Below are 26,054 nucleotides of genomic sequence, written 5' to 3' on the forward strand. Positions count from 1 at the left end.
AACAGCCCCGGATTTTCGGGCTGTCCGAGTTCCGCGCAGGGAAATTAAGTCTGGTAAGGCGCGCCTTTCGCGAAACCGCACCGGCCTGTCGGCCGAGGGTCATTCTTTATGCGGTTTCGTGAGAAGCGCAAGTGTTCCTATAGCCTTTTCTAATCCGCCTTCGCCGCGATCACCTCGACTTCGACGACGAATTCCTCGCGGGCAAAGCCGGAGACGATCATCAGGGTCGATGCCGGTGGCGGGTCGGCGGTGAATTCGTCCCGGGTCTTCATGTAGCCGGGCAGGTGCTCCCGGCCGGTGACATAGGCATTGATGCGCACGATGTCCTGAAACCACATGCCGGCTTCCTTCAGGATCGCGCCGATGTTTTCAAAGCAGAGACGGGTCTGTCCCTCCACGTCGGCGGGGATGACACCGTCTTCGGTAATCCCGAGCTGGCCGGAGGCGAACACGAGCCTGTGGCCCGCGGGAACCTCCACGCCATGGCTGTAGCGGGCAAAGGGGGGACGGATGGTGGATGGGGTAATGGCTCGCACCATGGAACCTGTCGCCTTTCTGTTACGAAGATGTGATTGCAGAATCTTAGCGGGCGCGGACGGCCGCGCAAGCAATGCTTCTGCCGAAGCTTGTGGCATTTATCCGGCAAAGCTGCATAATAAATAGGCAAGCTTTTGACCCGGCAGAATCCGATTCTTGTTCGGCGGCGCAAAAACGGAAGCGGGGGAGTGGGGGAATCTTCCCGGTTTTCGGATTGAGGGCGGGTTTGGCATAGGGTTTGCTATTTCATTCCCTGCATGATTGCCTGACCCGCTCCCAGGGCCTGTGGAGGCACAGCGGCAGAGCACGTATCGGGACCTCCGGTGAGCGGTCACGGTACTTTTGAGCGTATAGGAGACGGTAGACAACATGCATATCCTCAAGACACTCGGCGTCGCTGCAGCGGCCCTTTCTTTCACCACCAGCGCCTTTGCGCTCGATGAAGTGAAGTTCGGCACCAACTGGCTGGCCCAGGCCGAGCATGGCGGCTACTACCAGGCGGTCGCAGACGGCACTTATGAAAAATACGGCCTCAAGGTCACCATCGTTCCGGGTGGTCCGCAGGCGGCCAACCGCGCGCTGCTCCTGGCCGGCAAGATCGATTTCTACATGGCCGGCAACATGCTTCAGCCGCTGAACGCGCTGGCGGAAGACATTCCGCTGGTCGAAGTGGCCGCGATTTTCCAGAAGGACCCGCAGGTCCTGATCGCGCATCCGGATGCCGGTATCGAAAAGTTCGAGGATCTGGCCAAGCTGCCGACCATCTTCATGGGCAAGGACGGCTTTGCCTCCTACTTCCAGTGGATGAAGTCGGCCTACAAGGGCTTCAGCGACGCGCAGTACAAGCCCTACACATTCAACCCGGGTCCGTTCCTGGCAGACAAGCAGTCGGCGCAGCAGGGCTACATCACGTCCGAGCCCTATGCGATCGAGACGGAAGGCGGCATCAAGCCGAAGCTGTTCCTGCTGGCCGATGCCGGGTTCACGACCTATTCGACCCTGATCGAGGGCCGAAAGGACTTCGTGGAAGCCAACAAGGATCTGACCCAGCGCTTCGTCGATGCCACCATCGAGGGCTGGTATAATTATCTTTATGGCGACAACGCCGCCGCCAACGAACTGATCAAGAAAGACAATCCGGAAATGTCCGACGGTCAGATCGCCTTCTCCATCAAGACGATGAAGGATTTCGGCCTGGTCGAATCCGGTGCTGCGCTTGAAAAAGGCATCGGCTGCATGACCGACGAGCAGCAGGCGGACTTCTACGACGCCATGGTCAAGGCAGGCGTGGTCAAGGGCGGCATCGACATCAAGACGATCTACACGACTGAGTTCGTGTGCAAGGGCGTCGGCATGGATCTGAAGAAGTAATTCTTCCCGGATCTGTCTCACTTTTCCAAATCCATCTGTTAGCATGAGTCTGTGTGGCGGGGCCCCGCCACACAGACATCGGAGCTTTTTCTTGACGATCGATACGGCGAAAGCCGACCTCTCTTCACCGGCGGCAACGTCAGCCGTTGCATCGAAGCCCCTGATCGCCCTCAAAGGCGTTTCCAAGGTGTTTTCCAACGGCACGACCGCCTTGCAGAACATGACGATGGATGTCCATCAGGGGGAGTTCATCAGCCTGCTCGGACCGTCGGGCTGCGGCAAGTCTACGGTGCTGCGCATCATCGCCGGGCTTGGCGACGTGTCGTCCGGGGCGATCGAATGGCCGACCTCCGGTCACGATGCGACGGGCAAGGCGACGCCGGAAATCAGTTTCGTGTTCCAGGAACCGACACTGATGCCCTGGGCGACGGTATTCAACAACGTCTGGCTTCCGCTCAGGCTGAAGGGCGTTTCGAAAACGGCGGCCCGCGAGGATGTGCTTGGCGCTCTTGAAATGGTCGGCCTGGAAAAATTCGCCGACGCCTATCCGCGTGAACTGTCCGGCGGCATGAAGATGCGCGTCTCCATCGCACGGGCGCTGGTGACCCGTCCGAAGCTGCTGCTCATGGACGAGCCTTTTGCTGCCCTGGACGAGATTACCCGCTTCAAGCTGAACAACGACCTCCTGCATCTTTGGGAGAAATTCGGCTGGACCGTGATCTTCGTGACCCATTCGGTATTCGAGAGCGTCTATCTCTCCAACCGGATCGTGGTGATGGCCGCCCGTCCGGGCCGTGTCGTCAACGATATGCCTGTCGACGCCGCCTACCCGCGGGAAGAAGAATTCCGCACATCCACCGTCTACAACGATTATTGCCGGAAGGCGTCCAATGCGTTGCATCAGGCAATGGGGGCGAACGACCACCTATGAGCGCGATTGAAACCGACAAGACCGTCGACATTGCACCGGCCGAACTCGACGAACCGGCGCCGGTCGCAGCGCCCTCCGACAGCCTGGGCGAACGTATTCTGAAAATCGTCATTCCGATTGCCATGCTGGCGCTGCTGGTCGGCCTGTGGGCCTGGTATGTGAAGGCCTATAACGTGCCCCACTATATCCTGCCGAGCCCCTGGCTTGTGGCGCAGACCCTGGTCCAGGACTGGGGCATCCTGTCGGCGGCGCTGCTCGTGACCCTGAAGATCACGTTTTCCGCGCTGGCGATCGCGCTTGTGGGCGGCGTCGGGCTTGCCGTCGTGATGACCCAGTCGCGCTGGATCGAGATCGCCATCTATCCTTACGCGGTGATCCTGCAGGTGACGCCGATCGTCGCCATCGCGCCGCTGATCCTGATCTATGCGCCGACCACCCAGTCGGCGATCCTGATCTGCGCCTGGATCGTCGCCTTCTTCCCGGTCTTGTCCAATACCGCGCAAGGCTTGAAGTCGACCGACCACAATCTGCTCAACCTGTTCGAGCTTTACGGCGCCAGCCGCTGGCAGACCCTGTTCCTTCTGAAGATGCCGAATGCCCTGCCTTATTTCCTGGCGGGCCTGAGGATCGCCGGCGGCCTGGCCCTGATCGCGGCCGTCGTCGCCGAATTCGCCGCCGGTTCCGCCGGCGCCGGGTCTGGCCTCGCCTTCCGTCTTCAGGAGGCGGGCTTCCGCCTCAAGATCCCGCGTCTGTTCTCGGCGCTCCTCCTGCTGTCGGCGACCGGCGTCGTGATCTTCTTCTGCACCAGCATGATTTCGCACCTGCTCCTGCGCCGCTGGCACGAGAGCGCCTTGAAGCGGGAGAATTGAGATGGGTGTTCTGGGACGAAATCTTACCGGCGACATGCGCCTGCTCAACGGAACGGCTCCCGCCTGCCTGCTGCCGGAAACGGTGGCCGGCGCGGCCTCCGGCGATCTTGTCCGCGTCGACATCGAGATCGCAGGCGGGCGGATTGCGAGCATCGCACCCGCCGCCGGAACACCGGCAGACGGGGCAGCCTCGATCGACCTGGACGGTGGCATGATCCTGCCGACCCTGGTCGACATGCACACCCACCTCGACAAGGGCCACATCTGGCCGCGCAAATCCAATCCGGATGGCACCTTCGCGAGCGCGCTCCAGGCCGTCGGCGAGGACCGGATGGCGAACTGGTCGGCGGAGGATGTGCGGGCCCGCATGGAGTTCGCGCTGAAATGCGCCTATGTGCACGGGACCGGTGTTCTCAGAACCCACATCGACAGCCTGCCGCCGCAGGATGAAATCACCTGGCCGGTCTTCAAGGAACTTCGGGATGCCTGGAAAGGCAGGATCGATCTGCAGGGCTCCTGCCTCTTCGGGATCGACCGGCTCGACCTCGACGACGGTTTTCTGGAGCGGATTGCCGAACGGGTCGACGATGCGGGCGGCATCCTCGGCTCGGTCACCTACATGGTCCCGCGTCTCGACGAACATCTCGACGCCATGTTCAGGCTTGCGGCCGACAAGGGGCTCGATCTCGATTTCCACGTGGACGAGACGGCCGATCCGGCGGCGCGCACGCTGCACCACATCGCAAAGGCGGCGATCCGGAACCGCTTCGAAGGCAAGATTGTCTGCGGGCACTGCTGTTCGATCGCGCGCCAGGATCCCGTCGAGGTCGATGAAACGCTCGACCTGGTGGCGGAAGCCGGTATCGGCGTTGTTTCGCTGCCCATGTGCAACATGTATCTTCAGGACAGGCACACGGCACGCACGCCCCGCTGGCGGGGCGTGACCCTGGTGCATGAAATGGTCGAGCGGGGCATCCCGGTGGCGGTCGCCTCGGACAACACCCGCGATCCTTTTTATGCCTATGGCGACCTGGATTTGATCGAAGTCTATGCGCAGGCGACGCGTATCCTGCATTTTGATCATCCGATCGCCGACTGGATCAGAACCGTGTCGACGTCGGCAGCGGACATGCTGAGATCCGATGCGGGCAGGCTCGCGGTCGGCGCAGCAGCAGACATGATACTCTTCAGGGCCAGGAACTGGAGCGAACTCCTGTCCCGGCCCCAGGGACCCAGGGATGTCCTCCGGCAAGGGAAAACCGTCACGGAAGAACTGCCCGATTATCGAATGCTCGACGGTTTGATGCAGGGAAGGGAAGCGGCAGAATGAGCGCAATCGAACAGCTCAAGAAGGATCTGGACGGGCTCAAGATCGAAGACAACCCGCAGATCGTGAAGCAGAAGAGCCGGGATTTCTTCTGGTATTCCCCGGTTCTCAAACATCAGCTCGACCATGTGACCGGCGATCTGATCGTCAGCCCGCGAAACGAGGCGGAAGTCATCCAGGTTCTCAAAGCCTGTTTCGCCCTCGACGTTCCGGTGACCGTGCGCGGCGCCGGGACCGGCAACTACGGCCAGGCGATGCCGCTGTCGGGCGGCGTGGTGCTGAACCTGGCGGAGATGAACGCCGTCAAGGAAATCCGCCAGGGCGTGATCGTCGCCGAGCCGGGCGCCATCATCTACGACATGGATCAGCAGGCGAGAGCCCATTCCGGTCAGGAACTGCGGCTGCATCCGTCGACCTACCGCACCGCGACCATCGGCGGTTTCATCGCCGGCGGATCCGGCGGGGTCGGCTCGATCAACTGGGGCGGCCTGCGCGATCTCGGCAACGTCATCCGCCTCAGGGTTCTGACCATGGAAGCCGAGCCCCGGGTACTCGATCTCACGGGCGAGGACCTGCACAAGGTGATGCATGCCTACGGCACGAACGGGGTGATCACCGAAATCGAAATGCCGCTGACGGCCGCCTATGACTGGGTGGACGTCCTTGTCGGGTTCGACACCTTCATGGACGGGGTGCATTTCGCCGACGAACTCGGAAACCAGGACGGGATCCTGGTGAAGGAACTGGCGCCGATCGCGGCGCCCGTGCCGCACGACTATTTCCTGCGGCACCAGAAATATATCCGCAAGGACCAGTCGGTGGTGGTGTGCATGGTCGCGCCGTTTGCAATGGACGCCTTTGCCGCCTTCGTTTCCCGCAACGCCAAGGCCTCCATTCTGTACCGGTCCGATGCGGCGAGCGAATCCGACAAGCAGGGTCTGCCGCCGGCCTATGAACTGGCGTGGAACCACACGACCCTGCGCGGCCTTCGGGTCGATCCCACGATCACCTATCTGCAGGTCCTTTATCCGTTCCCCAACCATGTGGAACGGGTGAGAACCATGACCGAGCTCCTGGGCGACGAAGTTCCGGGGCACCTGGAATTCGTCCGCTTCGACGGCAGGATCACCTGCTTCGGTCTGCCGATCGTCCGCTATACCAGCGAAGACCGCCTCAACGAGATCATGCGTCTTCATGAGGAAAACGGCTGTCCGATCTTCAATCCGCACCGCTATACGCTGGAAGAGGGCGGGATGAAGCAGACGGACGAGGTCCAGCTGGCATTCAAGCGCGAGGCCGATCCGAAGGGGCTGCTCAATCCGGGCAAGATGATTGCCTGGGAAGATCCGTCCTACGATTATTCCAGCGACAAGGTGTTCCTGTTCCCGGGCCTGCAGCGGTCGTAGGAACGCGAATTTTTAAAACCTATAGGACAGGCGAGGCCGCCCGGCTGGCATAAAAAATCAGCGGGCCGTCCCTTCCGCATGTCCGGAATTTGAAAGGCGTCAAATGCGGGTCCTGGTTCTTTTTTCCCATCCCGTCGAAACCAGCTTCGGGGCCGCCCTGCACGAACGGGTTCTCGGCGCCCTGCGCACGGCCGGGCACGAGGTCGATGACTGCGATCTCTACGCGGAAGGGTTCGACCCGCGCCTCACCCGCGAAGAACGGCTCGGCTATCATGACCTGGAAACCAACCAGACGAACGTGAAGGATTATGTCGATCGGCTTCTGGCGGCGGACGCGCTGGTGATCGTCACGCCGGTGTGGAACTTCGGCCATCCGGCTATCTTGAAGGGGTTTTTCGACCGGGTGTTCCTGCCCGGTGTTTCCTTCAAGATGAAGAACGGCAAGGTGGCGCCGAGCCTGCACAACATCCGCAAGCTTGCTGTCGTCACCACCTACGGCGGAACGCGCCTGCGGGCGTTTCTTGTCGGCGATCCGCCACGCAAGATCGCGACGCGTGTCCTTCGCGCGGTCATCAAGCCGGCCGCGCCGGTCCGTTACCATGCGCTTTACGACATGAACCGGGTGACCGAAGACCAGCGCAAGGCGTTTCTGGAAAAGGTCGGTACGTCGCTTGAGGCCTTCTGATGCGCGTTCTGGTCGTCTACTGCCACCCTTGCGCGGAGAGCTTCAATGCGGCGATCCGGGATACTGTCCTGTCCACGCTTGAAGGCGCCGGGCACGACATCCGGCTGATCGACCTCTATGCACAAGGGTTCGATCCGGCGATGTCGGCGGAAGAGCGGCGCGGCTATCACGAGCCGGACAGCAACGTGCAACCGGTCGCGGAGCATGTGGACGCGATCAACTGGTGCGAGATGATCGTTTTCGTCTATCCGACCTGGTGGTTCGGACTTCCGGCCATGCTCAAGGGCTGGTTCGACCGGGTCTGGGTGCCGCATGTGACCTTCGAGATGCCGACCGAAGGTGCGGGCATGAAGCCGAAGATGCAGCATATCAGGAAGATCGCCGTGGTCACGACCTGCGGGGCGACGTGGCTTGTTTCCAAGCTGATGGGCGAGCCGGGGCGCAAGACGATCCTGCGCGGCATGCGGGCGCTCTGCGCGCCGAATTGCCGGACGCTCTACCTGGCGCATTATAAAATGGACACGTCGACAACGGAGAGCCGGGACCGTTATCTGGCTAAGATTCGCCATCGCCTTGGAAAATTCTGAGAATCGGCCAAAGTGGCCCAATTGTCATTTGACGGTTAAATAACGCCATTACCTTTCGCCCGGATTAGATCCGGGCCGGAACGATTCGGGTCGATTGTTCAGGTAGGGATTTCGACAATGGCATTCAATTACAAGAAGAGCGTGACGTTCCGTCTCGTTCAGGCCGCGAAGGCGCAACGCGCGCGTTCCGGCGGGCACTTGATGCGGATTGGCCTGCATCCCGGTCAGGAACTGGTTCTGAAGGTGCTCGCGGACACGGACGGACGCACCATGAGCCAACTGGCCCTGGCGCTCGGCGTCCAGCCGCCGACGGTGACCAAGATGGTCACCCGGCTGTCCGCGCAAGGGTACGTCCGGCGTCAGGTGTCCGACACGGATGGACGTCTGGCGCGGGTGCATCTGACGGAGGCCGGCCGCGACCTGGTCGCTTCCGTCGACAAGGCCTGGAAGCGGCTGGAACGGGAGGCCATGGCCGGTCTCGACGACAAGGACCGCAAGAAGCTGCGCAAGCTTCTGCGCCAGGTGGAAAAGAATCTGTCCATTACCTTCGACCAGGATCCGGAGCACGAAAGCGATCTGGAGCCGGACCAGGACGGCGCACTCGAAACGGCATAAGGGCAGCCGGCGCCGGACTCAACGCGCTCTAGCCGAGGAAAAAATGGCCGGCGAGCCCGAGAAGGGCAGTTGCGGAAATCACCGTGACGACCCCTCGACGGGCGCCGAACACCAATCCGGCTGCAACAAGGGCGATCATTACTTTGACCACGTCGAGGCTGGCAGGATCGGGGATGGCCAGTGTCAGCGGTCCGACTGTTCTTTCGGAAACGGTTGCGAAAAAAACATTCAGGGCAAACCAGACGGCCAGATTGAGAATGGTGCCCGCCACGGCCGCGGTAATGCCGGAAAGAGCCGCGGCGAGCTTCCGGTTGCCCCGAAGGCGTTCCATCCACGGAGCGCCGACCAGAACGAGCAGGAAGCTCGGTGCAAAGGTCGTCCAGGTCGTCATCGCTGCGGCAAGCAGTCCGCCGGTTAGCGGCGTAAAGGGTGCCGGCTCCCGGTAGCCGGCCAAAAACCCGACGAACTGGGTGACGAGGATCAGCGGTCCGGGTGTTGTTTCTGCAAGACCGAGGCCGTCCAGCATTTCCCCGGCTGACAGCCAATCCTTGGTCTCGACAGCCACCTGGGCCATGTAGCTCAACAGCGCGTAGGCGCCGCCGAAACTGACCGCGGCAAGGGTTGCGAAAAAGCGGGCGACATCAACCAGGATATGATCCGGTGCGAGCAGGAAGAAGGCGGCAATGGGCGGAAGGGCCCACAAAAAAACGCCTGCCCCTAGCATCTTGAAAGACGTGGCGATTGAAGCCGGTGCGGGCCGATGGCCGCCCGAAGCTTCGGGGAGCGGATACGCGCCGGACCAAACCCCGATCAGGCCGGCTGCGAGGATGACAAGCGGAAACGGCACCGCAAAGAAGAACAGGGCACAGAAGGAGGCCAGCGCCAGAGCCCAGGAAAGCCGGCTCTTCAAGGCTTTTCGCCCGATCTTCAGCAAGGCCTGAATGACGATGGCAAGCACGCCCGCCTTGACGCCGTAAAATACGGCTTCGATGGCGGGTATCTTGCCGTAGCGGGCGTAGATGAAGCTGACGAGCGCCATGGCAAAGGCGCCAGGCAGGATGAAGAGCAGTCCCGCGATCAGGCCGCCCCTGGTTTTTCCCGCGATCCAGCCGCAGTAAGTCGCAAGCTGCTGGGCTTCCGGTCCGGGCAGCAGCATGCAGTAGTTCAGCGCATGCAGGTACCGGTCTTCGGTGAGCCATTTTCGCTTTTCGACAAACTCCTGATGCATCATTGCGATCTGGGCGGCCGGGCCGCCGAAGGAGAAGATACCGACCTTGAAGGCGACCCGGCAAATGTCGGTAAGGCTGGGCGGCTCGGTCCTGTCCATCAAGATATCTTCTGCACCATTTTCTCGCGCAAATCGGTCCCGTCCGGGGATGAAATTCCGGGACAGGGCGTTTGGGCTCAGGCCGTCATGCTGGCCCGAATTTGAAACCTTCGGTTCAAACTCTTATTTCAGGTTCGGGGAAAAAGGGACAGCGATCCTTTTCGATACCGGACCGATGACGAAACCGAGACTGAACGAAGAGCGCGGTGCGCGCCGTGCCGCGGCCTTGAAAGCCCGCTTCCGAAAAGTGTCCGACCGCTCGTTCGGACGCACAGGACTGTTCCGGACAAGTGAAAAATCAACGGCCAAAAATCCAGCGGCCGGAACAAGCCCCGGCGGAAACGCCGGTTCTTTCGGCAAGAGCATCCTGATCTGGTTTGCCATCGGCGTGGCCGCCTATGTTCTCGGTACGATTCTGACCTGACCCGTTTTCAAGCGAACGCCTGTCCCTCAGAGCAGGAACGGGTAACCGCCTTCCAGTTTCAGGAGTGCGATTTTCGTATCCAGGCCGCCGGCGCCGGAATAGCCGCCAAGGCCCGTCGCCGACAGGATGCGGTGGCAGGGAATGATGACCGGGATCGGATTTGCGCCGCAGGCCTGCCCGATCGGCTGGCCGTAGGTCCCCAGGTCCTTCGCAACATCGCCGTAGGTGCGTGTCTGGCCGTAGGGTATGTCCAGCATGGCCTTGAAGACGGCCTGATGCAGTTCGTTTCCCTTCGGCGCGAGCGGCAGGTCGAAGGTTTTCAGGCGGCCGTCGAAATAGGCCTCGAGCTGGGACAGGGCCTCTTCCAGAAGGGCGCAGGCTTCGCCCTGCGTGCCGCTATCCCATGCAAGCCGGGTCACGGCGTCCCCTTCGACGGTCACGGCGAGCGGGCCGACAGGGGTTGGAAGAGAGGCGACGGGCATGCGCAAGCCTTTCGAGCGTGTCTATCCGTGAGTATATGCCGTACCGTTCCCGTGCAAACCGGCCTTTTGATTTTTTCGTTTCAGGGATAAGAAACGGAAATGTCCGCCGCCGGACTTCGGCGCGGCCGACCAGGATAATCCCATGAACACCGGAAATACGGACGCCCTTTCAAAGGGTGATCAAGGGTCGTCGAGAGCCGTTCTGATCGGCATAGGACTGATCGTTCTTGCCTGTCTCTGCTTTGCGATCCTCGATGCGACGGCCAAGTATCTGGGCCAGACCATGCCGGCATTGCAGATCGTGTGGGTGCGGTTCGCGTCCCATGTGGTCATCGCCCTTTTCATGTTCCGCATCTGGAGAAATCCGGGCTTTCTGAGAACCGGACGTCCGGTCCTGCAGATCGTGCGTGCCCTTTGTCTGCTTTCCACGACCATCTGCAATTTCATGGCGGTGCGGTATCTTCAACTCGCCGAAACGATCTCCATTCTGTTCGCGGCGCCCTTCCTCGTGACGGCGATTGCCGGACCGCTGCTGGGCGAATGGGCCGGCGCGCGGCGCTGGGCGGCAATCATCGTGGGCTTTATCGGCGTTCTGATCGTGACCCAGCCGGGATTCGGCGGCATGCATTGGGCCGCCATCTATTCGGTCGGGGCGATGTTCTTCTATGCATTATACGCCCTGATGACCCGCATGCTGGCAGTGACGGACTCGCCGGCCGGAATGCTGATTATTTCCGGACTGGTCGCGGCTATCGCCATGACGCCGTCCGGACTGTCGGTGTGGACGCCGCCGGTGGATCTGTTGCACTGGGTCCTGTTGCTGACCACCGGATTCTGGGGCGGGCTCGGGCACTGGTTTTTCATTCTGGCCCACCGGACCGCGCCGGCCCCCATGCTCGCACCGTTCATCTACACCCAGATCGTCTGGATGATCGCGCTTGGTTATCTGATCTTCGGGGACATTCCGACGGTGAGCACCTTTGTGGGCGCTTCGGTCGTCGTCGCATCCGGTCTTTACATCCTTTACCGCGAGCAGATCAGGAAGGTGCCGCCGGTAACAGTTGACGCACGGTAGCTATTGCGGGCTTAATGACAGCGGGTCTTATGAGTTGAGCAAGGACATTCCCGGTCGGCAAGGTCGGATTTTTGGAAGATGCCGGCGGATCGGGAAGTGGAGGTGTGTGATGTCCGTATCGCGCCGGGACTTTCTGACTGGCAGCGCCGCACTCGGCGGAGCGCTTCTGCTTCGTTCACCGTCTTATGCGAATGCAGCAGCGGACGCCTATTTCAGAGGATATGCGGAAGACAACGGCTTCCGCTATCGCCTGACCAACTTCAAGAAGATCGACCCCGTCTGGCAGCGTCAGGTGGTGAAATATTTCAGTACCGAGTCTCCGGGAACCGTGGTCGTCGATTCGACCAATCATTTCCTCTATGTCGTCTACGAGAACAACACCGCGCTCCGCTACGGTGTCGGTGTCGGCAAGGAAGGGTTCCAGTGGTTCGGCAGGGCGCGGATCGACCGCAAGGCCATCTGGCCCCAATGGGTGCCGCCTCCCGAGATGCTGCAGCGCCGGCCGGACCTGCCGCGCAGGGTCGAAGGTGGAGCAGCGAACAATCCGCTCGGTCCGCGCGCCATGTATCTCTACCGGGACGGGGCCGATCTCGGCTACCGGCTGCATGGAACGCTTGAACCGTGGAGCATCGGCCGTGATGTTTCCAGCGGATGCATCCGCATGTTCCCGGAAGATGTGATCGACCTTTACCAGCGTTGCCCGAAGGGGACGCGCGTGCTGGTGCTTGAGCACCTCGGCGAAAAGAATGCCGGCTGAGGAATGCCTGGCGTTGTGATGATGCGGGCGGCTCCAGGGCCGCCCTGCTTTTATGGGGGGAAGACGTGACAACGAACGGGTATTTCCGAAGGATCGGATCGGCGGGGTTTCTGCTTTCCTGTCTTGTTCTGGCCGGATGCAACACTGCTGATCTGACCACGCCTGACGTGACGAATGCCAGGGCCACCGGTTTTGTCGATATCAAACCGGGGTCCGAGGAAGAGTTCATTTTGAACGTCGGACGCCGGATCTACTTCGAACAGGGCTCGGCCGTCATCACCGACGAAGCCAGGATGACCATCGTCCGTCAGGCCGACTGGCTCAAGAAGAACAAGGGGTGGCTGATCAAGGTCCAGGGTCATGCCGACGATCCGGGCGGCGAAAGCGCCAACAAGGCCCTGTCGACAAAACGGGCCGAAGCCGTGCTGAACGCCCTTGCCGAACAGGGCGTCTCCCGCAAGCGCATGTGGGCGAAAGGCTACGGAATCGAACGCCCGGTGACCGACTGCGATGAAATCACGTGTCAGTCCCAGAACCGCCGTGTCGTCGTGAACCTGCGCGAGGAATTCGACGCTTCGGCGCCGGGCCGGTAAGAAAAGGCTTTGAGCGGGGATAGCCCGGGCCTATGTCTTTGGGGGCAATCGGGATCCAGATCCGGTTGCCCTTTCATGCCTCCCTCCTGACGGCGGGGCTCGGATTAGGTTGCGGCCCAGAAGATGAAGAAGAAATCAGGTTCGAACAAATCCCCGTCCGGCACTTCCGGCTCCGACAGGCCGACCGGCGAAACGGACGGGAGCGTTAATCCGGCTTTGCCGGCAAATCCGGGAAGGCGTCTTACCCTCGGACATATTGCGGATCAGCTCGGAATTTCGACCGCGACGGTGTCGCTCGCCCTGCGCGACAGCCCGCTGGTCGCGGAAGAAACGCGCGCCAAGGTCAAGCGGACGGCCGAAGAGATCGGCTATATCTACAATCGCTCCGCGGCGTCGCTCCGGACTGCGCGCAGCCAGATCGTCGGCGTTGCCGTTCACGACATTCAAAACCCCTACTTCGCGGAAATCTTTTCCTCGCTCGAGGATGTGCTGGAAGAACAGGGGCAGATGATCTTCATCTGCAATCACCGGGATGACGTGAAGCGGCAGCGGGCTTTCGTCAACACGCTGCTTCAGCATCGGGCGGACGGGCTGATCATCTGCCCGTCGGTCGGCACTACGGCCGAGGAAATCAACCGTCTGGTCGACCAGGGAATTCCGGTCACCCTGGTGTGCCGGGAGGTGGCCGGTGCCTGGGCGCCGTGTGTTCGTGGCGACGATGTTGCCGGCGGATATGCAGCGACACGCCACCTGGTGGATCAGGGGCACAGGTCCATCGCCATGATCGGCGGCCGCCGGGCCAGCTCGACCGGCCGGGACCGGCATGCCGGTTGGAAAAAGGCGCTTGAGGAAAACAGGATCGATCCGTCGGCGCAGCTCGATCTGCCGGAGCTGATGACCCAGGCCGACGGCCGGGACGCCGTCGCCCGGGTTCTGGATGCGCCGCAACGGCCGACGGCGGTCATGTGCTTCAACGACCTGATAGCGTTCGGCATGATGCCCATGCTGCGCCGGGCCGGTGTGGAGCCCGGACGGGACATCGCCCTGACCGGCTATGACGATATCGACGGGTCTGCAAATCTGTTGCCCGCCCTGACGACGGTGTGCAATCACGCAGACAAGATCGGGCGCCTGGCGGCCCTGACGCTGTTGCGCCAGATCGCGGGCGAGCGGGTGCCGAATACGCCCATCCTCATCGAGCCGGAGCTGCGGATCCGCGAGAGCTCGACGAGGTTCGCGGGAAAACCAGGCGGCTGAGGCGCAACCGATATTCCCGAAAAAGAAGTGCCTTTCAATCGGCCGTTTCGGGCGCGAAGTCTTCGGCCTTGAAGAACAGGCACCGATTTCGTCCGGCTTCCTTGGCCCTGTAAAGCGCCTGGTCGGCGTGTTGCATCAGGGTTGAGAATTCCACATCCGCTTTGGCAACGGTCGCAAGCCCCATGCTGCAGGTGATGTCCCAGGTAATCGGTTCCACTTGGCATTGTTCGACCACCTGCTGGCGAATGCGTTCGCAGACCATCAGCGCGTCGTCACCCTCCGTGCTGTCGAGAATAATGCAGAATTCTTCGCCGCCGACCCGGCCGAAAACGTCCACGGCGCGAAGGGCATCGGAAATAATCCCGGCGAATTTCTTCAGAACGTCGTCGCCTGCGGAATGGCCGAAGGTATCGTTGATCGACTTGAAGTGATCGATGTCGATCATCACGGCGGTGAATTTCCGGCCGGTCCGGCGGAACCGGGCGATTTCCGTAGCCGCCCTTTCCATGAAGGCGCGCCGGTTCAGGACGCCGGTAAGATCATCGATGCTGGCGATCCGTTCCAGGCGGACCTGCGCTTCCATCAGGGCGATGTGGTCCTGCTCGCGGGCGATTTCGTTACCGATCCAGTCGGCGAATTGCCGGATAAGCTCCTGCTCTGTTTGCGAAAACGGACGTTCGCGCGGCTCGCTCGCCGTGAAGTTGATCGTGCCGTATCTTTCGCCGTCTACGAGAAGGGGGGCGCCGATATAGGCCTCCAACCTGAATTTTTCGTAGCAGGGATGATGGGCGAGAGCCGAAGTTTTGGTGTGGGCGATGGCGACCGGTTTGTCCGCCTTGAGCGTGTGAGCGCAATAGGTTTCGCCGAGGTCGAACGAGGCGCCGACCTCGATCTCGCCATTCGGGGATTCCGCGTAGATGACCGAATAACGGTCTTCGATGATCCGGCTGATAATCCCGAACGGCAGTCCGAAATGCTCGCAGCCCAGTTTCAGGATCTGATTGATCTTCTGATCGGTTGTCAGCTCCCGTGTAGACGTGATCGAGTAGAGTTTGGCGAGCGTGCGTTCCGTCTGTTTTCTTTCGGTGATGTCGGTCGAATAGATGATGATGCCGACGTGTTCGCCCGACGCGTTCAGCTTGGGTGTGTATTCGATGCTGACTTCGCGCTCGATGCCGGTCGGATAGCGAATCCTGTCTTCGAAATAGATGTGCTCGCCCTTCAGGGCGCGCTGGAAATACGGCTCCGACTTGTTCCTGCTTTCGGCGGCCAGCGTGTCTCGGACCTTAGTTCCAAGCAATTCCTCGCGGGGCTTGCCGATCCAGTCCGCAAACACCGTGTTGATGAAAACGCAGTTGCCTTCGAGATCCATTTCGATGATGGCGCAGGACAGGTTGTCCGTCATGTCCGTCAGGTCGCGGTGTGCCTTTTCAGTCTGAGCCTGTGCGGTTTTCAGGTCGGTCACATCCGTGACGTAGAGGATGACCCCGATGCGATCGCCATTCGCATTCGATTTCGGTGTGTATTCGACGTGAATGTTGCGGTCGCCACGGTCCGGGAAACTGTAAACCGTTTCGAAGGCGGCGTTTTCTCCCTTGAGAGCCCTTTTATAATAGGGAAGGGCTTCCTTCAGGAACTCGGGATTGAGGACCTGGACCATGGAGGAGCCGACCTGGTCCTTGCCTCCCAGCCACCGGTTGTTGGTCTCATTGCTGAAAACGCAAATGCCGTTGAGGTCTATTTCCGCGATGGCGCATGACAGGTTGTCTGCAAGATCGGACAGGTCCCGGTGTGCCTGTTCGGTCTGTGCCTGGGCCGTCATCAGGTCGGAAATATCGTTGACGTAAACAATGACGCCGACCTGATTGCCTGCGGCATCTCTCTTCGGGGTAAATTCGACCTGTACGTTTCTGGTTATGCCATCTGGATAGGCGTAAGTTGTTTCGAATGTCGCAGGTTCTCCATTGAATGCGCGCTGAAGGTATCGTTCCGATTGCTTCATGTAGTCCGAGTCGAGCTTGGTCCGGGCCGGAATCCCCAGAAGACTCTCCTTGCCGCAATCATGCCACTGCGCCATTGTCTCGTTGACGAAGACGCAATTGGCGTCGAGATCGTATTCCAGGATGGCGCAGGACAGATTGTTCGTCAGATCGGAGAGATCGCGATGGGCCTTTTCCGCCTGCGCCTGGGCCTGCTTGATGTCCGTGATATCGGTCGCCAGGACGACGAGGCTGGAGAATTCGCCTGCGGCGTTTTTCTTCGGGATGTAATCGATCCAGACATCGCGCGCCTGGCCGTCGATGAAGTCGTTTCGTGTTTCGAACGAGATTTTTTCGCCCGCAAGCGCCCGCTTGAACAAGGGATCCGATTTTGTGCGGTTTTTGGCCGGCAATCGTTCGCGCAATTGGGTCCCGAGCAGTTCCTCTTTTCTTCCGCCGAACCACGTTGCGCTGGTTTCGTTGAGGAATATGCAATTTCCGTCAAGATCGTATTCGGTGATCGAGCAAGAGAGGTTGTCCGCCAGATTCGAAAGATTGTGCAGGGCATTTTCGGCCAGGGACTGCGCTGCTTTCAGATCGGTAATGTCGGTCCGGATGCCGGCCCGGCCTCCCGAAAGGGTCAGGCGTTCGGCGATCTGAAGCCAGGAACCGTCTCCCAACGCCTGTTCAATGACTTCGCCGTCCGCGGCCAAATGCCGGTCCATCCGGATTTGAAGCCATTCCTCGCGGCTCAGGTTGCCGAGGTCATATTCGTTTCGGTCCAGACCGTATTCGAGAATTTCCCTGAAAGTGGCGCCCGGAACCATCGCCGGTGCGCTGTGCGCATAGATCTCCCGGTATTTTTCGTTGCAGATGACAAGCCGGTCGTCCTTGTCGTAGACGGCAAAACCGTCGGAAATCGTCTCCAGAGCATCCTCAAGGGTGGCGACGGCGTCGTTCAGCATAGCCTCGAGCGCCAGGCGATCGGTGATGTCGCGGGCGATAAACAGAAAGCCGACGGGATCCGAGGCTCCGTCATAGAGGGCGGCGCTCACGACTTCCGCGGTGAAGATGCAGCCATTTTTCCGGCGAAGCCGGACCGTGAAACGGTTGTCGGTCGAAAGCGAATCGACGTCGTCATAGATCTTTCGGTTGGCGGTGAATTCCTTCGGATTTGCGTAGAGATTGACGCTTGTCGCGCCGATCAACTCCTCTCTGGAATATCCGAAAACCTCTTCGGCTGCGCGATTGACGAACAGGATGCGCCGGTCCGGTCGTGTAACGACGACACACTCATCCAGGGGTCCGAAGGATTTCTCCAGGTCCATGTTCAAAACGTCGGTTAATGTGTGCTCGTTCATTTGCTGCCGCCGCTTTTTTCGTAACGCCAGCATGCGTCAAATCCTTAAATAAGATTATAATTCTATTAAGTAATACCCCTAAAATTGTTGCCTTTTTCGGGAGAATATTGCCATTAGGTTGTTCTAAGTATTTTTTACGATAGGGAAAATTCAAACTTTCCTAACGGCAAGTCGTGATTTCCCGAGTATCGTTTAAAATAGCTTGTCAATATTACTGTGCACGTCGGGATATGCTGGCAATATGCTCTAAACGGGTGCGCGCCTTTCGGGGAACGGCAGATGCCGACAAGCGGACATCCCGTCCTAACCGGCGGCCATGCGCAAGCGGACTTCAGGTCTGTAGGCCAGACAGCGACTGCGACCGGCTTTCCGGGCCCGATAAAGCGCCTGGTCGGCCCGTTGAAGCAGTTCGGAGAACCGGCTGTCCTCAGCTGTAACGGTTGCAAGGCCCATGCTGCAGGTGATGTCCCCCGTGACGGGCTCCACCTTGAACTGTCTGATCACGTTTTTCTGGATGTGATTGCAGGTCATCAGGGCATCGTGTTCTTCGGTATCGTCCAGAATGGCGCAGAATTCCTCGCCGCCAATGCGGCCGAAGACGTCCACGGGCCGCAGGCTTTCGGAAAACAATTCGGCGATCCCCTTCAGGACCTCGTCGCCGACCGAATGGCCGTAGGTGTCGTTGATCGACTTGAAGTCGTCGACGTCGATCGTCACGGCGGTGAATTTCCGGCCTGTCTGATGAAACCGGGCAAGTTCCGTCTCGGCGCGTTCCAGAAAGGCGCGCCGGTTCAAAACGCCGGTAAGGTCATCATTGCTGGCAACCTGTTCCAGCCGGATCCTGGCTTCCATGAGCGCATCATGATCCTGCTGCCGAGCAATTTCGTTGCCGATCGAGTCCGCGAACTGGCGGATCAGTTCCCTCCCGGTCTTCGAAAACGGACGCTCCCTCGGTTCGGGCGCCGTGAAATTGATGGTGCCGTAGGTGTCGCCGTCCACGAAAACCGGGGCGCCGATATAGGCCTCCAATGCAAATTTTTCATAGCAGGGAAAGCCGGCGAATTCGGACATGCTCGCATGGTCGATGGCGAGCGGGGCATTTTCGTCGAGGGTGCGGCTGCAATAGGTTGCGCCGAGGGCGAACGAGGCGCCGGCCATGATTTCGCCGTTCGGGCTTTCGGCGTGGGTGACCGTATAATGGTCTTCGATGATCCGGCTGATAACCCCGAACGGCAGCTCGAAATGATCGCAGCCGAGTTTCAGGATCTGCTCGATCTTCTGATCCGTCGTCAGCTCCCGTGTCGACGTAATCGCATAAAGGTCCGCGAGCGTGCGCTCCGTCCGGTTCCTCTCGGTGATGTCGGTGGAGTAGATGATGACGCCGGTCTGGTCTCCCGAGGCATTCAGTTTGGGTGAGTATTCGATGCGGACCTCGCGGGTGATGCCGGTTGGATAACGCTTTTTGGTCTCGAAGCAGACATGCTCGCCTTTCAAGGCGCGCTGATAATACGGCTCGGATCTGTTCCTGCTGTCCGACGGCAAAGCGTCTCTGATCCTGGTGCCGAGCAGGTCTTCGCGCGGTTTGCCGAACCAGCTCGCAAACAGGTCATTGATGAAGACGCAACGCCCTTTGCTGTCCAGCTCGACAATGGCCCCCAACAGGCCGTCGTCGGATTCCGCAAAACGGACTGGCGCCTTTTCAGCCGAAGGAGTGGCGGACTCGACGAATTTTTCCGCGTCCGGGTTCAGAGTGTTTGTCAGTCTGGTCTGGGTCATCGGTCGTCACCATTCTTGGTTGCAATGATAACATACGTAACTTCCCTAGCGTAATATATAATAATTGTGAGAAAAATTTGGTTATTCGAGATTATTGATAATATTTTATTCTTGTAGTATTCTACGTATTTTTTACATTGAAGCGTATTACGTGATTTTAGAATAGATAATACTTTAATTAAATTTGTAATTATATTCGATCAGAATGACTCTGATGATCCTGCCTTGGACACTAATTCTCCGGGCAGGATCCTTCGAACCCACGCTCACAAGTCAGTCTGTCGAAATCGGAATGCGGGGTGCGGAAAACGGGTTCCCCGACACCCCTGTTTTTCCCGGTGCGTGGCAGAGACAGTCAGATCATGTCTCGCGGGCGGAAGACCGGTATTTCTCCGAAACCTCGTAATAGTCGTTGAAACCGATCTTCTGCCTGAGCGTCTTGAAATCCATCAGGTGCGGGGTGCGGTCGCCGTCCTGTTTCATCACGGCGAGCGTGTCGGTCATGGCCTTCATTGCGGCTGCCATCAGCGTCAGCGGATAGGCGGCGATGGCGTAACCCAGATCGCGCAATTCAGCATGCGACAGGTCCGGCGTTTCGCCGCCTTCGACGATATTCGCCATCTTCGGGCCGGGAAGTTCGGCGCAGACGGTGCGCATTTCCTCCACCGTCTTCGGCGCTTCGACGAACAGGATATCCGCCCCCAGTTCGGCGAATTTCGCCGCCCGTTCGATCGCCTCGCCCAGGCCGTGGTCATGGCGGGCGTCGGTGCGCGCCAGGATCAGGATGTCGGCGCCGTCTTCGCGGGCGTCATTGGCGGCGCGGATCCGGTCGAAGGCTTCCTCGCGGGAGACGACGGCCTTGCCCGGGGTGTGGCCGCAGCGTTTGGGCGCAAGCTGGTCCTCGATCATGACGGCGGCAGCCCCGGCCTTGGCAAAGCCCGCGACCGTGCGCCGGACATTCATGGCATTGCCGTAGCCGGTGTCGCCGTCGGCAAGCAGCGGGATCGACGTGGCGTCGGTGATGTTGCGCACCTGATCGAGAACTTCTCCGTAGGACATCAGGCCGAGGTCCGGTGCGCCGATGCGCGAGGCGGATGCTGCGAAGCCGGACATGAAGGTCAGGTCGAATCCGCCTTGTTCGATCAGTTTGGCGGACAGGGCGTCGAAGCAGCAGGGCATGACGTGCAGTTTGTCTTGCGCGAGAAGCGCGCGCAGCTTTGCAGCCTGGGACATGAAGAGTGACCTTAGAGTTTGAACGGTATGTAAAGCGCGAGATCCGGCCAGATATAAAGCAGGAACACGCTGACCAGCATCAGCAGCAGGAACGGCAGGACGCCGCGCGACACGTCGCCGAGGCTTGCGCGCGCCACCGACTGGATCACGTAGAGATTGAGCCCGACCGGAGGCGTGATCAGGGCGCATTCCACGAGGATGACCATATAGACGCCGAACCAGATCGGGTCCAGACCCATGGCCTGGGCCGCGGGCAGGAGCACCGGCGTCATGATCAGGACCATGGACAGCGCCTCGAACACCAGTCCCATGCACAGAAGCACGATCGACACGACGATGAGGAAGGCGAAAGGCGTGTGGATCGTCTGGTCGATGAAGACGGAAATGTCCTGGGGGATCCGGTAAAGGGTGATCGCCTTGCCGAAGACCTTGGCGCCGGCGATAATCAGCAGGATCGCGACCGTCGTCGCCATGGCTTCGAACGCCGCGTCCTTGAAGCCCTTCCAGGTCAGGGTGCGCAGGATGACGGCGGTAATCACAAGCGCGGCAGCGAAACCGACGGCGGCGGCCTCCGTCGGCGTGGCAGCACCCGTGTAGATCGCGCCGATGACGATTGCGGCCAGAAGGATGCTTGGCGCCGCCCGAAGGCTGGCATCCTTGCGCTCGCGCCAGCTGGCCGCCGGTTCGGGCTTGTAGCCTCCGAACCAGCGCGCATAGACCATCGAAAAGGCGATGAAGAAGATGACGAGCAGAATGCCCGGGCCGATGCCGGCGAGAAACAGGGCGATGACCGATTGCTCGGTGACGAAGCCGTAGACGATCATCGGGATCGAGGGCGGGATCAGGATGCCGAGCGTTCCGCCGGCCGCCAGCAGGCCGTAGACGAAGCGCCGCTCGTAGCCGCGCTGGATCATTTCGGGGATGGCGACGGTGCCGATGGTGGCCGCCGTTGCCACCGACGAGCCGGAAATGGCGGCGAAGATGGCGCAGGACAGGATCGTCGCGACGGCAAGCCCGCCGGGCCAATGGCCGACCCAGGCGTGGACGGCGGCGAACAGGTCCTTGCCGACGCCACCCTTCAAAAGCACGTTCGACATCAGCAGAAACAGCGGCACCGCCAGCAGGATGAAGCCGTCAAGGGTCGACAGGATCGCCTGGGGCGCCATGAGCGGCGAAAACCCGCCGGCAATCAAAAGGGCCAGGCCGAGACCGCCGAGCGCAAAGGCAACGGGCACGCGCAGGAGCAGCAGGGCGAACAGCGCGACCAGGATCATGAGCGTGCTCATTCAAAGCCTCCGTGCGGGGCATCGGCGTCGCGTTCGCCGGTGAGGGAACGCCAGGCTTCCAGCAGCGCCTGCAGGAACAAAAGCGCAAAGCCGGCCGGCACGGCCAGTTCGGTGACCCAGGTCGGCAGGTCGAGCATGGACCCGGTCGTGCGTCCGCGCTCGAAGGAATCGAAAAAGATATCCCATCCCTTCCAGGTGACCAGCGCACTGAAGGCGGCAATGCAGAGCATGGCGAACGCTTCGGTGAACCGGCGCTGTTCGGGCGAGAGCAGGTCGACGAGTGCATCGACCGCAATGTGGCGCCGGGCCCCGAGCAGCCAGGCCATGGCCAGCAGCGAGCCCCAGATCAGGGCGAGCTGGGACAGTTCCGCCGCCCAGATCGTCGGCGCGGAGAAGAAATAGCGGGCGACGACCTCATAGGTCAGCATGAAGCCGGCCATCACGAAGAGGGCCGCGGCAACCCACGCAAGCGCTTTGGTCAGAAATTGGAAATAGGCCATGGACGGTCGGTCGCAGACGGGAAAGCCCCGGACGGATAATCCGTCCGGGGCAAGGATGACGGGAGGGTGATCAAAGGGCCTGTGCTGCTGCGAGCACCTTGGCGCCGAGATCCCCGGCCTTTTCCTTGTAGGTGTCGTAGACCGGCTGGGCGACGGCTTTCCAGGCGGCGAGTTCATCCGCCGTCGGCTTGTAGACCGTCATGCCGTTTTCCTTGGCTGCCGCATAGGCGTCGGCCTCGATCTGGGACATGCGGTCGCGCACGTCGGCTTCTGCCTTCATGGCGGCTGCCTCGATCAACTCCCGGTGCTTTTCGGGCAGGCCGTTCCAGAAGTCGGTGTTGACCACGACGATGAATTCGATGTCGGCGTGGTTGGTCTCGGTGATCGTGTCCATCACTTCCCAGAGCTTGCGCGACTTCACGCCGGACACGCCGGTCATGCCGATGTCGACCGTGCCGCGCTGGTAGGCGAGATACTGCTCGGACCCGGAGATCAGCGTCGGCGCGCCGCCGGCGGCCGTGACGAAGTCGCCGAGGGTCTTGCCGAAGACACGGACCTTCTTGCCCTTCATGTCGGCCGGGGTTTTCACCGGGCCGCCGTTGGACAGCATGATCGCGCCGCCATAGGCCTGCCACCACAATACGGTGGAGCCGGTGCCTGCGATCGCTTCGTCCAGGGGTCCGCGAACCGGAGAGCCCTTGGCAACGGCCGCGCGGACCTTGGCTTCCGAATCGAACAGGAACGGCTGGTAGAAGATATCGACGGCCGGAATGTCGCCGACGTAACGGGTGAGCGAAGCAACGCCCATCTCGATGGCGCCGGAACCGACGGCGGCCGGGACTTCCTTGTCCTTATAAAGCTGCGCGCTGTCGTAGATTTCCACGGCGATCTCACCGTTGGAGGTCTTTTCGACCTCTTCCTTGAACAGCACCAGGTTCTGGCCGAGGTGGCTCTTGAGCGGAAGTTGGAGCGAAATGCGCAGTGTGGTGTCGGCGGCAAGGGCCGAACCGGATGACAGGCCGGCGAAAAGACCGGCGGCAAGGGCCGCGCCGGCGGCCCAGGTAAGAGCTTTCATGATTGTTCCTCCCAATGTTTATGGCAGTGAGATTGACCCAAGGTTCGAAGGCGGTCAACTCGTTCCGCAATTGAAATATCGATGGAAATGCATCCGGTGCATTCGGGCAAGCACGGCACTCAGGAAAAGAGTTTTGCCGTGAAATGTGTTTTCCGGGGCTTGCCAGAAGACCGTTTTGCCTTGAACGTTCAGGGAAGATGGAACAGGTCGTTCCACATTAATTCCGCCAGATTTTCCGAGGGTCCAATGAGCAAAGTCGATATTCTCATGCCGCGTGCCATGCTGCCGGTCGTCATGCGCGGACTGGAGGAAAAATTCACGGTGCACAAGCCGTTCGAGGCGGCGGATCCGGACGGGCTGATGGCGGAGGTCGCGGACAGGATCCGCGGGATCGCCGTACTGGGCACCCGGATCGATGCGGAGTTTCTGGTCAAATTCCCGAATGTGGAGATCGCTTCGAATTTCGGCGTCGGCTACGACAACATCAATGTGGCCGACTGTTCGGCGAAGAACATCGTCGTGACGAACACGCCCGATGTGCTGACCGAGGAGGTCGCCGATACCGCGCTCGGTCTTCTGATCATGACCGCCCGCGAACTGTCGGCGGCCGAAAAATGGCTGCGCGACGGTAAATGGGAATCGAAGGGTCCCTATCCCCTGACCGGCGCGACCCTGGTCGGCCGGACACTCGGGATTTTCGGCCTCGGCCGGATCGGCAAGGCAATCGCCAAACGCGCGGAAGCCTTCGGTCTCAAGGTCCATTATTACGGCCGCACACGCCAGGCGGACGTCGCCTATCCCTATCACGACAGCCTGCTTGGCCTGGCGGATGCCTGCGACACCCTGATGGTGGTCGCGCCGGGCGGTCCGGAGACCCATCATGCGGTCAATAGTGAGGTCCTCGCCGCACTCGGGTCAAACGGCATCCTGATCAATATCGGCCGGGGAACCGTGGTCGACGAAGCCGCCCTGATCGAGGCTCTGGAAAAGCGTGTCATCTATGGTGCAGGTCTCGACGTGTTCGAAGACGAACCCCATGTGCCGGCCGGGCTGATGGCGCTCGACCGGGTCACACTGCTGCCCCATGTGGGCTCCGCGTCGGTGCAGACGCGGGATGCGATGGGGCAGCTCGTGGTCGATAATCTGACGAGCTGGTTTGAAACGGGCAAGGCCGTGACGCCGGTTCCCGGCTGAGGCTCTACAGCGGTCAGGCCTTGCTGTTTGCCGCCAGGAACTCCTCCATGCGCTTCAGGGCGCGGAGGATGTTTTCCGTCGAGTTGGCATAGGACAGGCGGATATAGCCCTCGCCCAGAATCCCGAAATCCGGTCCGCCGATGACGGCAACGCCTGCCTCTTCCAGAAGGGCAGAGGCAAGCTGCTTGGCCTTCCAGCCGGTCGCCTTGATGTTCGGGAAGGCATAGAAGGCGCCGAGCGGCGTCCGGCAGGTCACGTTCGGCAGGGCGTTCAGGCCTTCGACCACCACTTTCCGGCGCTTGTCGAATTCCGCGACCATGGCCCGGGCCTCGTCCTGCGGGCCGGTGAGGGCGGCAATGCCGGCGAATTGCGTCGGCGCATTGACGCAGGACCAGGCGTTGACGGAAAGCTTGCGCGCCTTGTCGATGAGCGCATCCGGCCAGACAGAGTAGCCGAGCCGCCAGCCGGTCATGGCATAGGTCTTGGACCAGCCGTCGAGCAGGATCAGCCGGTCGCGCAACTCTTCGAAGCCGAGCAGGGAGACGTGCTCCATGCCGTCATAGGTCATCTGCGCATAGATCTCGTCGGACATGATCGCCACGTCCGGGAAGGCCGCAAGGCCCTTCACCAGTGTCTCGATCTCCGCGCGCGGCGTGACCCCGCCGGTGGGGTTCGCCGGGGAATTGAGAATGATCAGGCTCGTCCTGTCGTTGATCAGCGACAGGGTTTCTTCCGCTGAAAAGGCGAAATCGTTCTCCTCGCGGATCGGGATCGGAACCGGTTTGGCACCGGTGAACTCGATCATGGAGCGGTAGATCGGAAAGCCCGGATCCGGATAGAGGATCTCCCTGCCGGGTTCGCCGAACATCAGGATTGCCATGAACATGGTCACCTTGCCGCCGGGCACGATCACCACGTTGTCCGGATTGACCTCGGCGCCGACGCGCTTGTGAAGATCCGCGCAGACGGCTTCGCGCAGCGGCAGGATGCCGGTTGCCGGCGTGTAGCCGTGATGACCGTCGCGCAGCGCCTTGATGGCGGCTTCCACAATATGGCTGGGGGTTTTGAAGTCCGGCTGGCCGATGCCGAGATTGATGATGTCGCGTCCTTCAGAGGCGAGTTGCGTGGCGCGGGCAAGCACGGCAAAGGCGTTTTCCTCGCCGATACGGTCGAAGCCGGCAATGGTCTTGAGCATGGTTCCACCCTTCTGGCCGCGGCCGCGGCGATGCTGGTCTTTTCGAAATGTTTAGCGGAGATGGCACCGGTCTGGAAAGACCGGGTTGAAGCAAAGGTGTTCGCCGAAGCGCGAAACGCTGCCGGCAAAACAGAATTCCCGCAAAGCCCCTCCCATCTACCCTCCTTAGCGCTTATATTCGCCGTGACTCACGCTCCGGCCATGGTGCCGGG

The 26,054-nt window shown here is 60.7% G+C and carries 24 protein-coding genes; 14 read left to right on the forward strand and 10 right to left on the reverse strand.

What is annotated here, in order from left to right:
* Positions 1-149: 149 nt before the first annotated feature.
* Positions 150-539, reverse strand: a complete 390-nt coding sequence (locus HK439_RS19010) for a RidA family protein (protein ID WP_190293057.1) — start codon at positions 537-539, stop codon at positions 150-152.
* Between the two features lie 367 nt (positions 540-906).
* Here HK439_RS19010 and HK439_RS19015 point away from each other — a divergent pair, with 367 nt between their 5' ends.
* From HK439_RS19015 to HK439_RS19050, 8 genes are all read left to right on the forward strand, one after another.
* Positions 907-1,908, forward strand: a complete 1,002-nt coding sequence (locus HK439_RS19015; protein WP_190293058.1) for an ABC transporter substrate-binding protein — start codon at positions 907-909, stop codon at positions 1,906-1,908.
* 97 nt (positions 1,909-2,005) lie between these two features.
* The gene (locus HK439_RS19020) at positions 2,006-2,839 is read left to right on the forward strand and encodes an ABC transporter ATP-binding protein (protein ID WP_328804199.1); all 834 of its coding nucleotides are present in this window, start codon (positions 2,006-2,008) and stop codon (positions 2,837-2,839) included.
* Entirely contained in the window at positions 2,836-3,708 is an 873-nt protein-coding gene (locus tag HK439_RS19025) for an ABC transporter permease (protein ID WP_190293060.1), read from the forward strand. The genes HK439_RS19020 and HK439_RS19025 overlap by 4 nt, the downstream gene beginning before the upstream one ends.
* 1 nt (position 3,709) lies before the next feature.
* The gene (locus HK439_RS19030; RefSeq protein WP_190293061.1) at positions 3,710-5,038 is read left to right on the forward strand and encodes a cytosine deaminase; all 1,329 of its coding nucleotides are present in this window, start codon (positions 3,710-3,712) and stop codon (positions 5,036-5,038) included.
* A complete protein-coding gene (locus HK439_RS19035) occupies positions 5,035-6,441 on the forward strand; it encodes an FAD-binding oxidoreductase (RefSeq protein WP_190293062.1) in 1,407 nt (468 codons plus the stop codon). The genes HK439_RS19030 and HK439_RS19035 overlap by 4 nt, the downstream gene beginning before the upstream one ends.
* 103 nt (positions 6,442-6,544) lie before the next feature.
* Positions 6,545-7,126 (forward strand): NAD(P)H-dependent oxidoreductase, encoded by a 582-nt coding sequence (locus tag HK439_RS19040; RefSeq protein WP_190293063.1) that lies wholly within the window; start codon positions 6,545-6,547, stop codon positions 7,124-7,126.
* Positions 7,126-7,713, forward strand: coding sequence for an NAD(P)H-dependent oxidoreductase (locus HK439_RS19045; RefSeq protein WP_190293064.1), 588 nt, complete (start codon positions 7,126-7,128; stop codon positions 7,711-7,713). The genes HK439_RS19040 and HK439_RS19045 overlap by 1 nt, the downstream gene beginning before the upstream one ends.
* 117 nt (positions 7,714-7,830) lie before the next feature.
* A complete protein-coding gene (locus HK439_RS19050; protein ID WP_190293065.1) occupies positions 7,831-8,328 on the forward strand; it encodes a MarR family winged helix-turn-helix transcriptional regulator in 498 nt (165 codons plus the stop codon).
* Between the two features lie 28 nt (positions 8,329-8,356).
* On the opposite strand, the gene chrA is transcribed toward HK439_RS19050, so the two are convergent.
* Positions 8,357-9,655, reverse strand: a complete 1,299-nt coding sequence (gene chrA / locus HK439_RS19055; protein ID WP_190293066.1) for a chromate efflux transporter — start codon at positions 9,653-9,655, stop codon at positions 8,357-8,359.
* On the opposite strand from chrA, the gene HK439_RS19060 reads away from it, so the two are divergent.
* A complete protein-coding gene (locus HK439_RS19060; RefSeq protein WP_190293067.1) occupies positions 9,603-10,079 on the forward strand; it encodes a hypothetical protein in 477 nt (158 codons plus the stop codon). The genes chrA and HK439_RS19060 overlap by 53 nt on opposite strands.
* A 26-nt stretch (positions 10,080-10,105) precedes the next feature.
* Here HK439_RS19060 and HK439_RS19065 read toward each other — a convergent pair whose 3' ends face one another.
* Positions 10,106-10,561 carry a methylated-DNA--[protein]-cysteine S-methyltransferase gene (locus tag HK439_RS19065; RefSeq protein ID WP_190293068.1) on the reverse strand — a complete coding sequence of 152 codons (456 nt, stop codon included), beginning with the start codon at positions 10,559-10,561 and terminating at the stop codon, positions 10,106-10,108.
* A gap of 142 nt (positions 10,562-10,703) precedes the next feature.
* Here HK439_RS19065 and HK439_RS19070 point away from each other — a divergent pair, with 142 nt between their 5' ends.
* The 4 genes from HK439_RS19070 (at position 10,704) to HK439_RS19085 (ending at position 14,243) form a co-directional block, all read left to right on the forward strand.
* On the forward strand, positions 10,704-11,636 hold the full coding sequence (locus HK439_RS19070; RefSeq protein ID WP_190293069.1) for a DMT family transporter: 933 nt from the start codon (positions 10,704-10,706) through the stop codon (positions 11,634-11,636).
* Between the two features lie 109 nt (positions 11,637-11,745).
* Positions 11,746-12,393 carry a L,D-transpeptidase family protein gene (locus HK439_RS19075; protein ID WP_190293070.1) on the forward strand — a complete coding sequence of 216 codons (648 nt, stop codon included), beginning with the start codon at positions 11,746-11,748 and terminating at the stop codon, positions 12,391-12,393.
* Between the two features lie 65 nt (positions 12,394-12,458).
* Positions 12,459-12,986 (forward strand): OmpA family protein, encoded by a 528-nt coding sequence (locus HK439_RS19080; protein ID WP_190293071.1) that lies wholly within the window; start codon positions 12,459-12,461, stop codon positions 12,984-12,986.
* Between the two features lie 123 nt (positions 12,987-13,109).
* Positions 13,110-14,243 (forward strand): LacI family DNA-binding transcriptional regulator, encoded by a 1,134-nt coding sequence (locus tag HK439_RS19085; protein WP_190293072.1) that lies wholly within the window; start codon positions 13,110-13,112, stop codon positions 14,241-14,243.
* 34 nt (positions 14,244-14,277) lie between these two features.
* On the opposite strand, the gene HK439_RS19090 is transcribed toward HK439_RS19085, so the two are convergent.
* The 6 genes from HK439_RS19090 to dctP all read right to left on the reverse strand — a co-directional run bounded on the left by HK439_RS19090 (position 14,278) and on the right by dctP (position 23,453).
* Positions 14,278-17,583: a PAS domain S-box protein gene (locus HK439_RS19090; RefSeq protein WP_190293073.1), complete on the reverse strand. Its 3,306-nt coding sequence runs from the start codon at positions 17,581-17,583 to the stop codon at positions 14,278-14,280.
* Positions 17,584-17,886: 303 nt separating this feature from the next.
* Positions 17,887-19,359, reverse strand: coding sequence for a sensor domain-containing diguanylate cyclase (locus HK439_RS19095; RefSeq protein ID WP_190293074.1), 1,473 nt, complete (start codon positions 19,357-19,359; stop codon positions 17,887-17,889).
* A 360-nt stretch (positions 19,360-19,719) separates the two neighbouring features.
* The gene (locus HK439_RS19100) at positions 19,720-20,592 is read right to left on the reverse strand and encodes an isocitrate lyase/PEP mutase family protein (protein ID WP_190293075.1); all 873 of its coding nucleotides are present in this window, start codon (positions 20,590-20,592) and stop codon (positions 19,720-19,722) included.
* An 11-nt stretch (positions 20,593-20,603) separates the two neighbouring features.
* Positions 20,604-21,878, reverse strand: a complete 1,275-nt coding sequence (locus HK439_RS19105) for a TRAP transporter large permease (protein WP_190293076.1) — start codon at positions 21,876-21,878, stop codon at positions 20,604-20,606.
* Entirely contained in the window at positions 21,875-22,378 is a 504-nt protein-coding gene (locus tag HK439_RS19110) for a TRAP transporter small permease (RefSeq protein WP_190293077.1), read from the reverse strand. The genes HK439_RS19105 and HK439_RS19110 overlap by 4 nt, the downstream gene beginning before the upstream one ends.
* A gap of 70 nt (positions 22,379-22,448) precedes the next feature.
* Positions 22,449-23,453, reverse strand: a complete 1,005-nt coding sequence (gene dctP, locus HK439_RS19115; protein ID WP_190293078.1) for a TRAP transporter substrate-binding protein DctP — start codon at positions 23,451-23,453, stop codon at positions 22,449-22,451.
* Between the two features lie 246 nt (positions 23,454-23,699).
* Here dctP and HK439_RS19120 point away from each other — a divergent pair, with 246 nt between their 5' ends.
* Positions 23,700-24,647 carry a 2-hydroxyacid dehydrogenase gene (locus HK439_RS19120; RefSeq protein ID WP_190293079.1) on the forward strand — a complete coding sequence of 316 codons (948 nt, stop codon included), beginning with the start codon at positions 23,700-23,702 and terminating at the stop codon, positions 24,645-24,647.
* A 13-nt stretch (positions 24,648-24,660) separates the two neighbouring features.
* Here HK439_RS19120 and HK439_RS19125 read toward each other — a convergent pair whose 3' ends face one another.
* Positions 24,661-25,842, reverse strand: a complete 1,182-nt coding sequence (locus HK439_RS19125) for a pyridoxal phosphate-dependent aminotransferase (RefSeq protein WP_190293080.1) — start codon at positions 25,840-25,842, stop codon at positions 24,661-24,663.
* Positions 25,843-26,054 lie beyond the last annotated feature (212 nt).

Origin of the sequence: Roseibium aggregatum, from assembly GCF_014692675.1 — a bacterium.
In the GTDB taxonomy this organism is placed as follows: Bacteria; Pseudomonadota; Alphaproteobacteria; order Rhizobiales; family Stappiaceae; genus Roseibium; species Roseibium aggregatum_C.

What these genes read in the sequence shown, in the direction of transcription:
- HK439_RS19050 (WP_190293065.1), top strand. Translation starts at nt 7,831, where the DNA reads ATGGCATTCAATTACAAGAAGAGCGTGACGTTCCGTCTCGTTCAGGCC.
- HK439_RS19090 (WP_190293073.1), bottom strand. Translation starts at nt 17,583, where the DNA reads ATGAACGAGCACACATTAACCGACGTTTTGAACATGGACCTGGAGAAA.
- HK439_RS19075 (WP_190293070.1), top strand. Translation starts at nt 11,746, where the DNA reads ATGTCCGTATCGCGCCGGGACTTTCTGACTGGCAGCGCCGCACTCGGC.
- HK439_RS19010 (WP_190293057.1), bottom strand. Translation starts at nt 539, where the DNA reads ATGGTGCGAGCCATTACCCCATCCACCATCCGTCCCCCCTTTGCCCGC.
- HK439_RS19045 (WP_190293064.1), top strand. Translation starts at nt 7,126, where the DNA reads ATGCGCGTTCTGGTCGTCTACTGCCACCCTTGCGCGGAGAGCTTCAAT.
- HK439_RS19070 (WP_190293069.1), top strand. Translation starts at nt 10,704, where the DNA reads ATGAACACCGGAAATACGGACGCCCTTTCAAAGGGTGATCAAGGGTCG.
- HK439_RS19095 (WP_190293074.1), bottom strand. Translation starts at nt 19,359, where the DNA reads ATGACCCAGACCAGACTGACAAACACTCTGAACCCGGACGCGGAAAAA.
- dctP (WP_190293078.1), bottom strand. Translation starts at nt 23,453, where the DNA reads ATGAAAGCTCTTACCTGGGCCGCCGGCGCGGCCCTTGCCGCCGGTCTT.
- HK439_RS19040 (WP_190293063.1), top strand. Translation starts at nt 6,545, where the DNA reads ATGCGGGTCCTGGTTCTTTTTTCCCATCCCGTCGAAACCAGCTTCGGG.
- HK439_RS19110 (WP_190293077.1), bottom strand. Translation starts at nt 22,378, where the DNA reads ATGGCCTATTTCCAATTTCTGACCAAAGCGCTTGCGTGGGTTGCCGCG.
- HK439_RS19105 (WP_190293076.1), bottom strand. Translation starts at nt 21,878, where the DNA reads ATGAGCACGCTCATGATCCTGGTCGCGCTGTTCGCCCTGCTGCTCCTG.
- HK439_RS19025 (WP_190293060.1), top strand. Translation starts at nt 2,836, where the DNA reads ATGAGCGCGATTGAAACCGACAAGACCGTCGACATTGCACCGGCCGAA.
- HK439_RS19120 (WP_190293079.1), top strand. Translation starts at nt 23,700, where the DNA reads ATGAGCAAAGTCGATATTCTCATGCCGCGTGCCATGCTGCCGGTCGTC.
- HK439_RS19100 (WP_190293075.1), bottom strand. Translation starts at nt 20,592, where the DNA reads ATGTCCCAGGCTGCAAAGCTGCGCGCGCTTCTCGCGCAAGACAAACTG.
- HK439_RS19065 (WP_190293068.1), bottom strand. Translation starts at nt 10,561, where the DNA reads ATGCCCGTCGCCTCTCTTCCAACCCCTGTCGGCCCGCTCGCCGTGACC.
- HK439_RS19085 (WP_190293072.1), top strand. Translation starts at nt 13,110, where the DNA reads ATGAAGAAGAAATCAGGTTCGAACAAATCCCCGTCCGGCACTTCCGGC.
- HK439_RS19030 (WP_190293061.1), top strand. Translation starts at nt 3,710, where the DNA reads ATGGGTGTTCTGGGACGAAATCTTACCGGCGACATGCGCCTGCTCAAC.
- HK439_RS19015 (WP_190293058.1), top strand. Translation starts at nt 907, where the DNA reads ATGCATATCCTCAAGACACTCGGCGTCGCTGCAGCGGCCCTTTCTTTC.
- HK439_RS19035 (WP_190293062.1), top strand. Translation starts at nt 5,035, where the DNA reads ATGAGCGCAATCGAACAGCTCAAGAAGGATCTGGACGGGCTCAAGATC.
- HK439_RS19125 (WP_190293080.1), bottom strand. Translation starts at nt 25,842, where the DNA reads ATGCTCAAGACCATTGCCGGCTTCGACCGTATCGGCGAGGAAAACGCC.
- chrA (WP_190293066.1), bottom strand. Translation starts at nt 9,655, where the DNA reads ATGGACAGGACCGAGCCGCCCAGCCTTACCGACATTTGCCGGGTCGCC.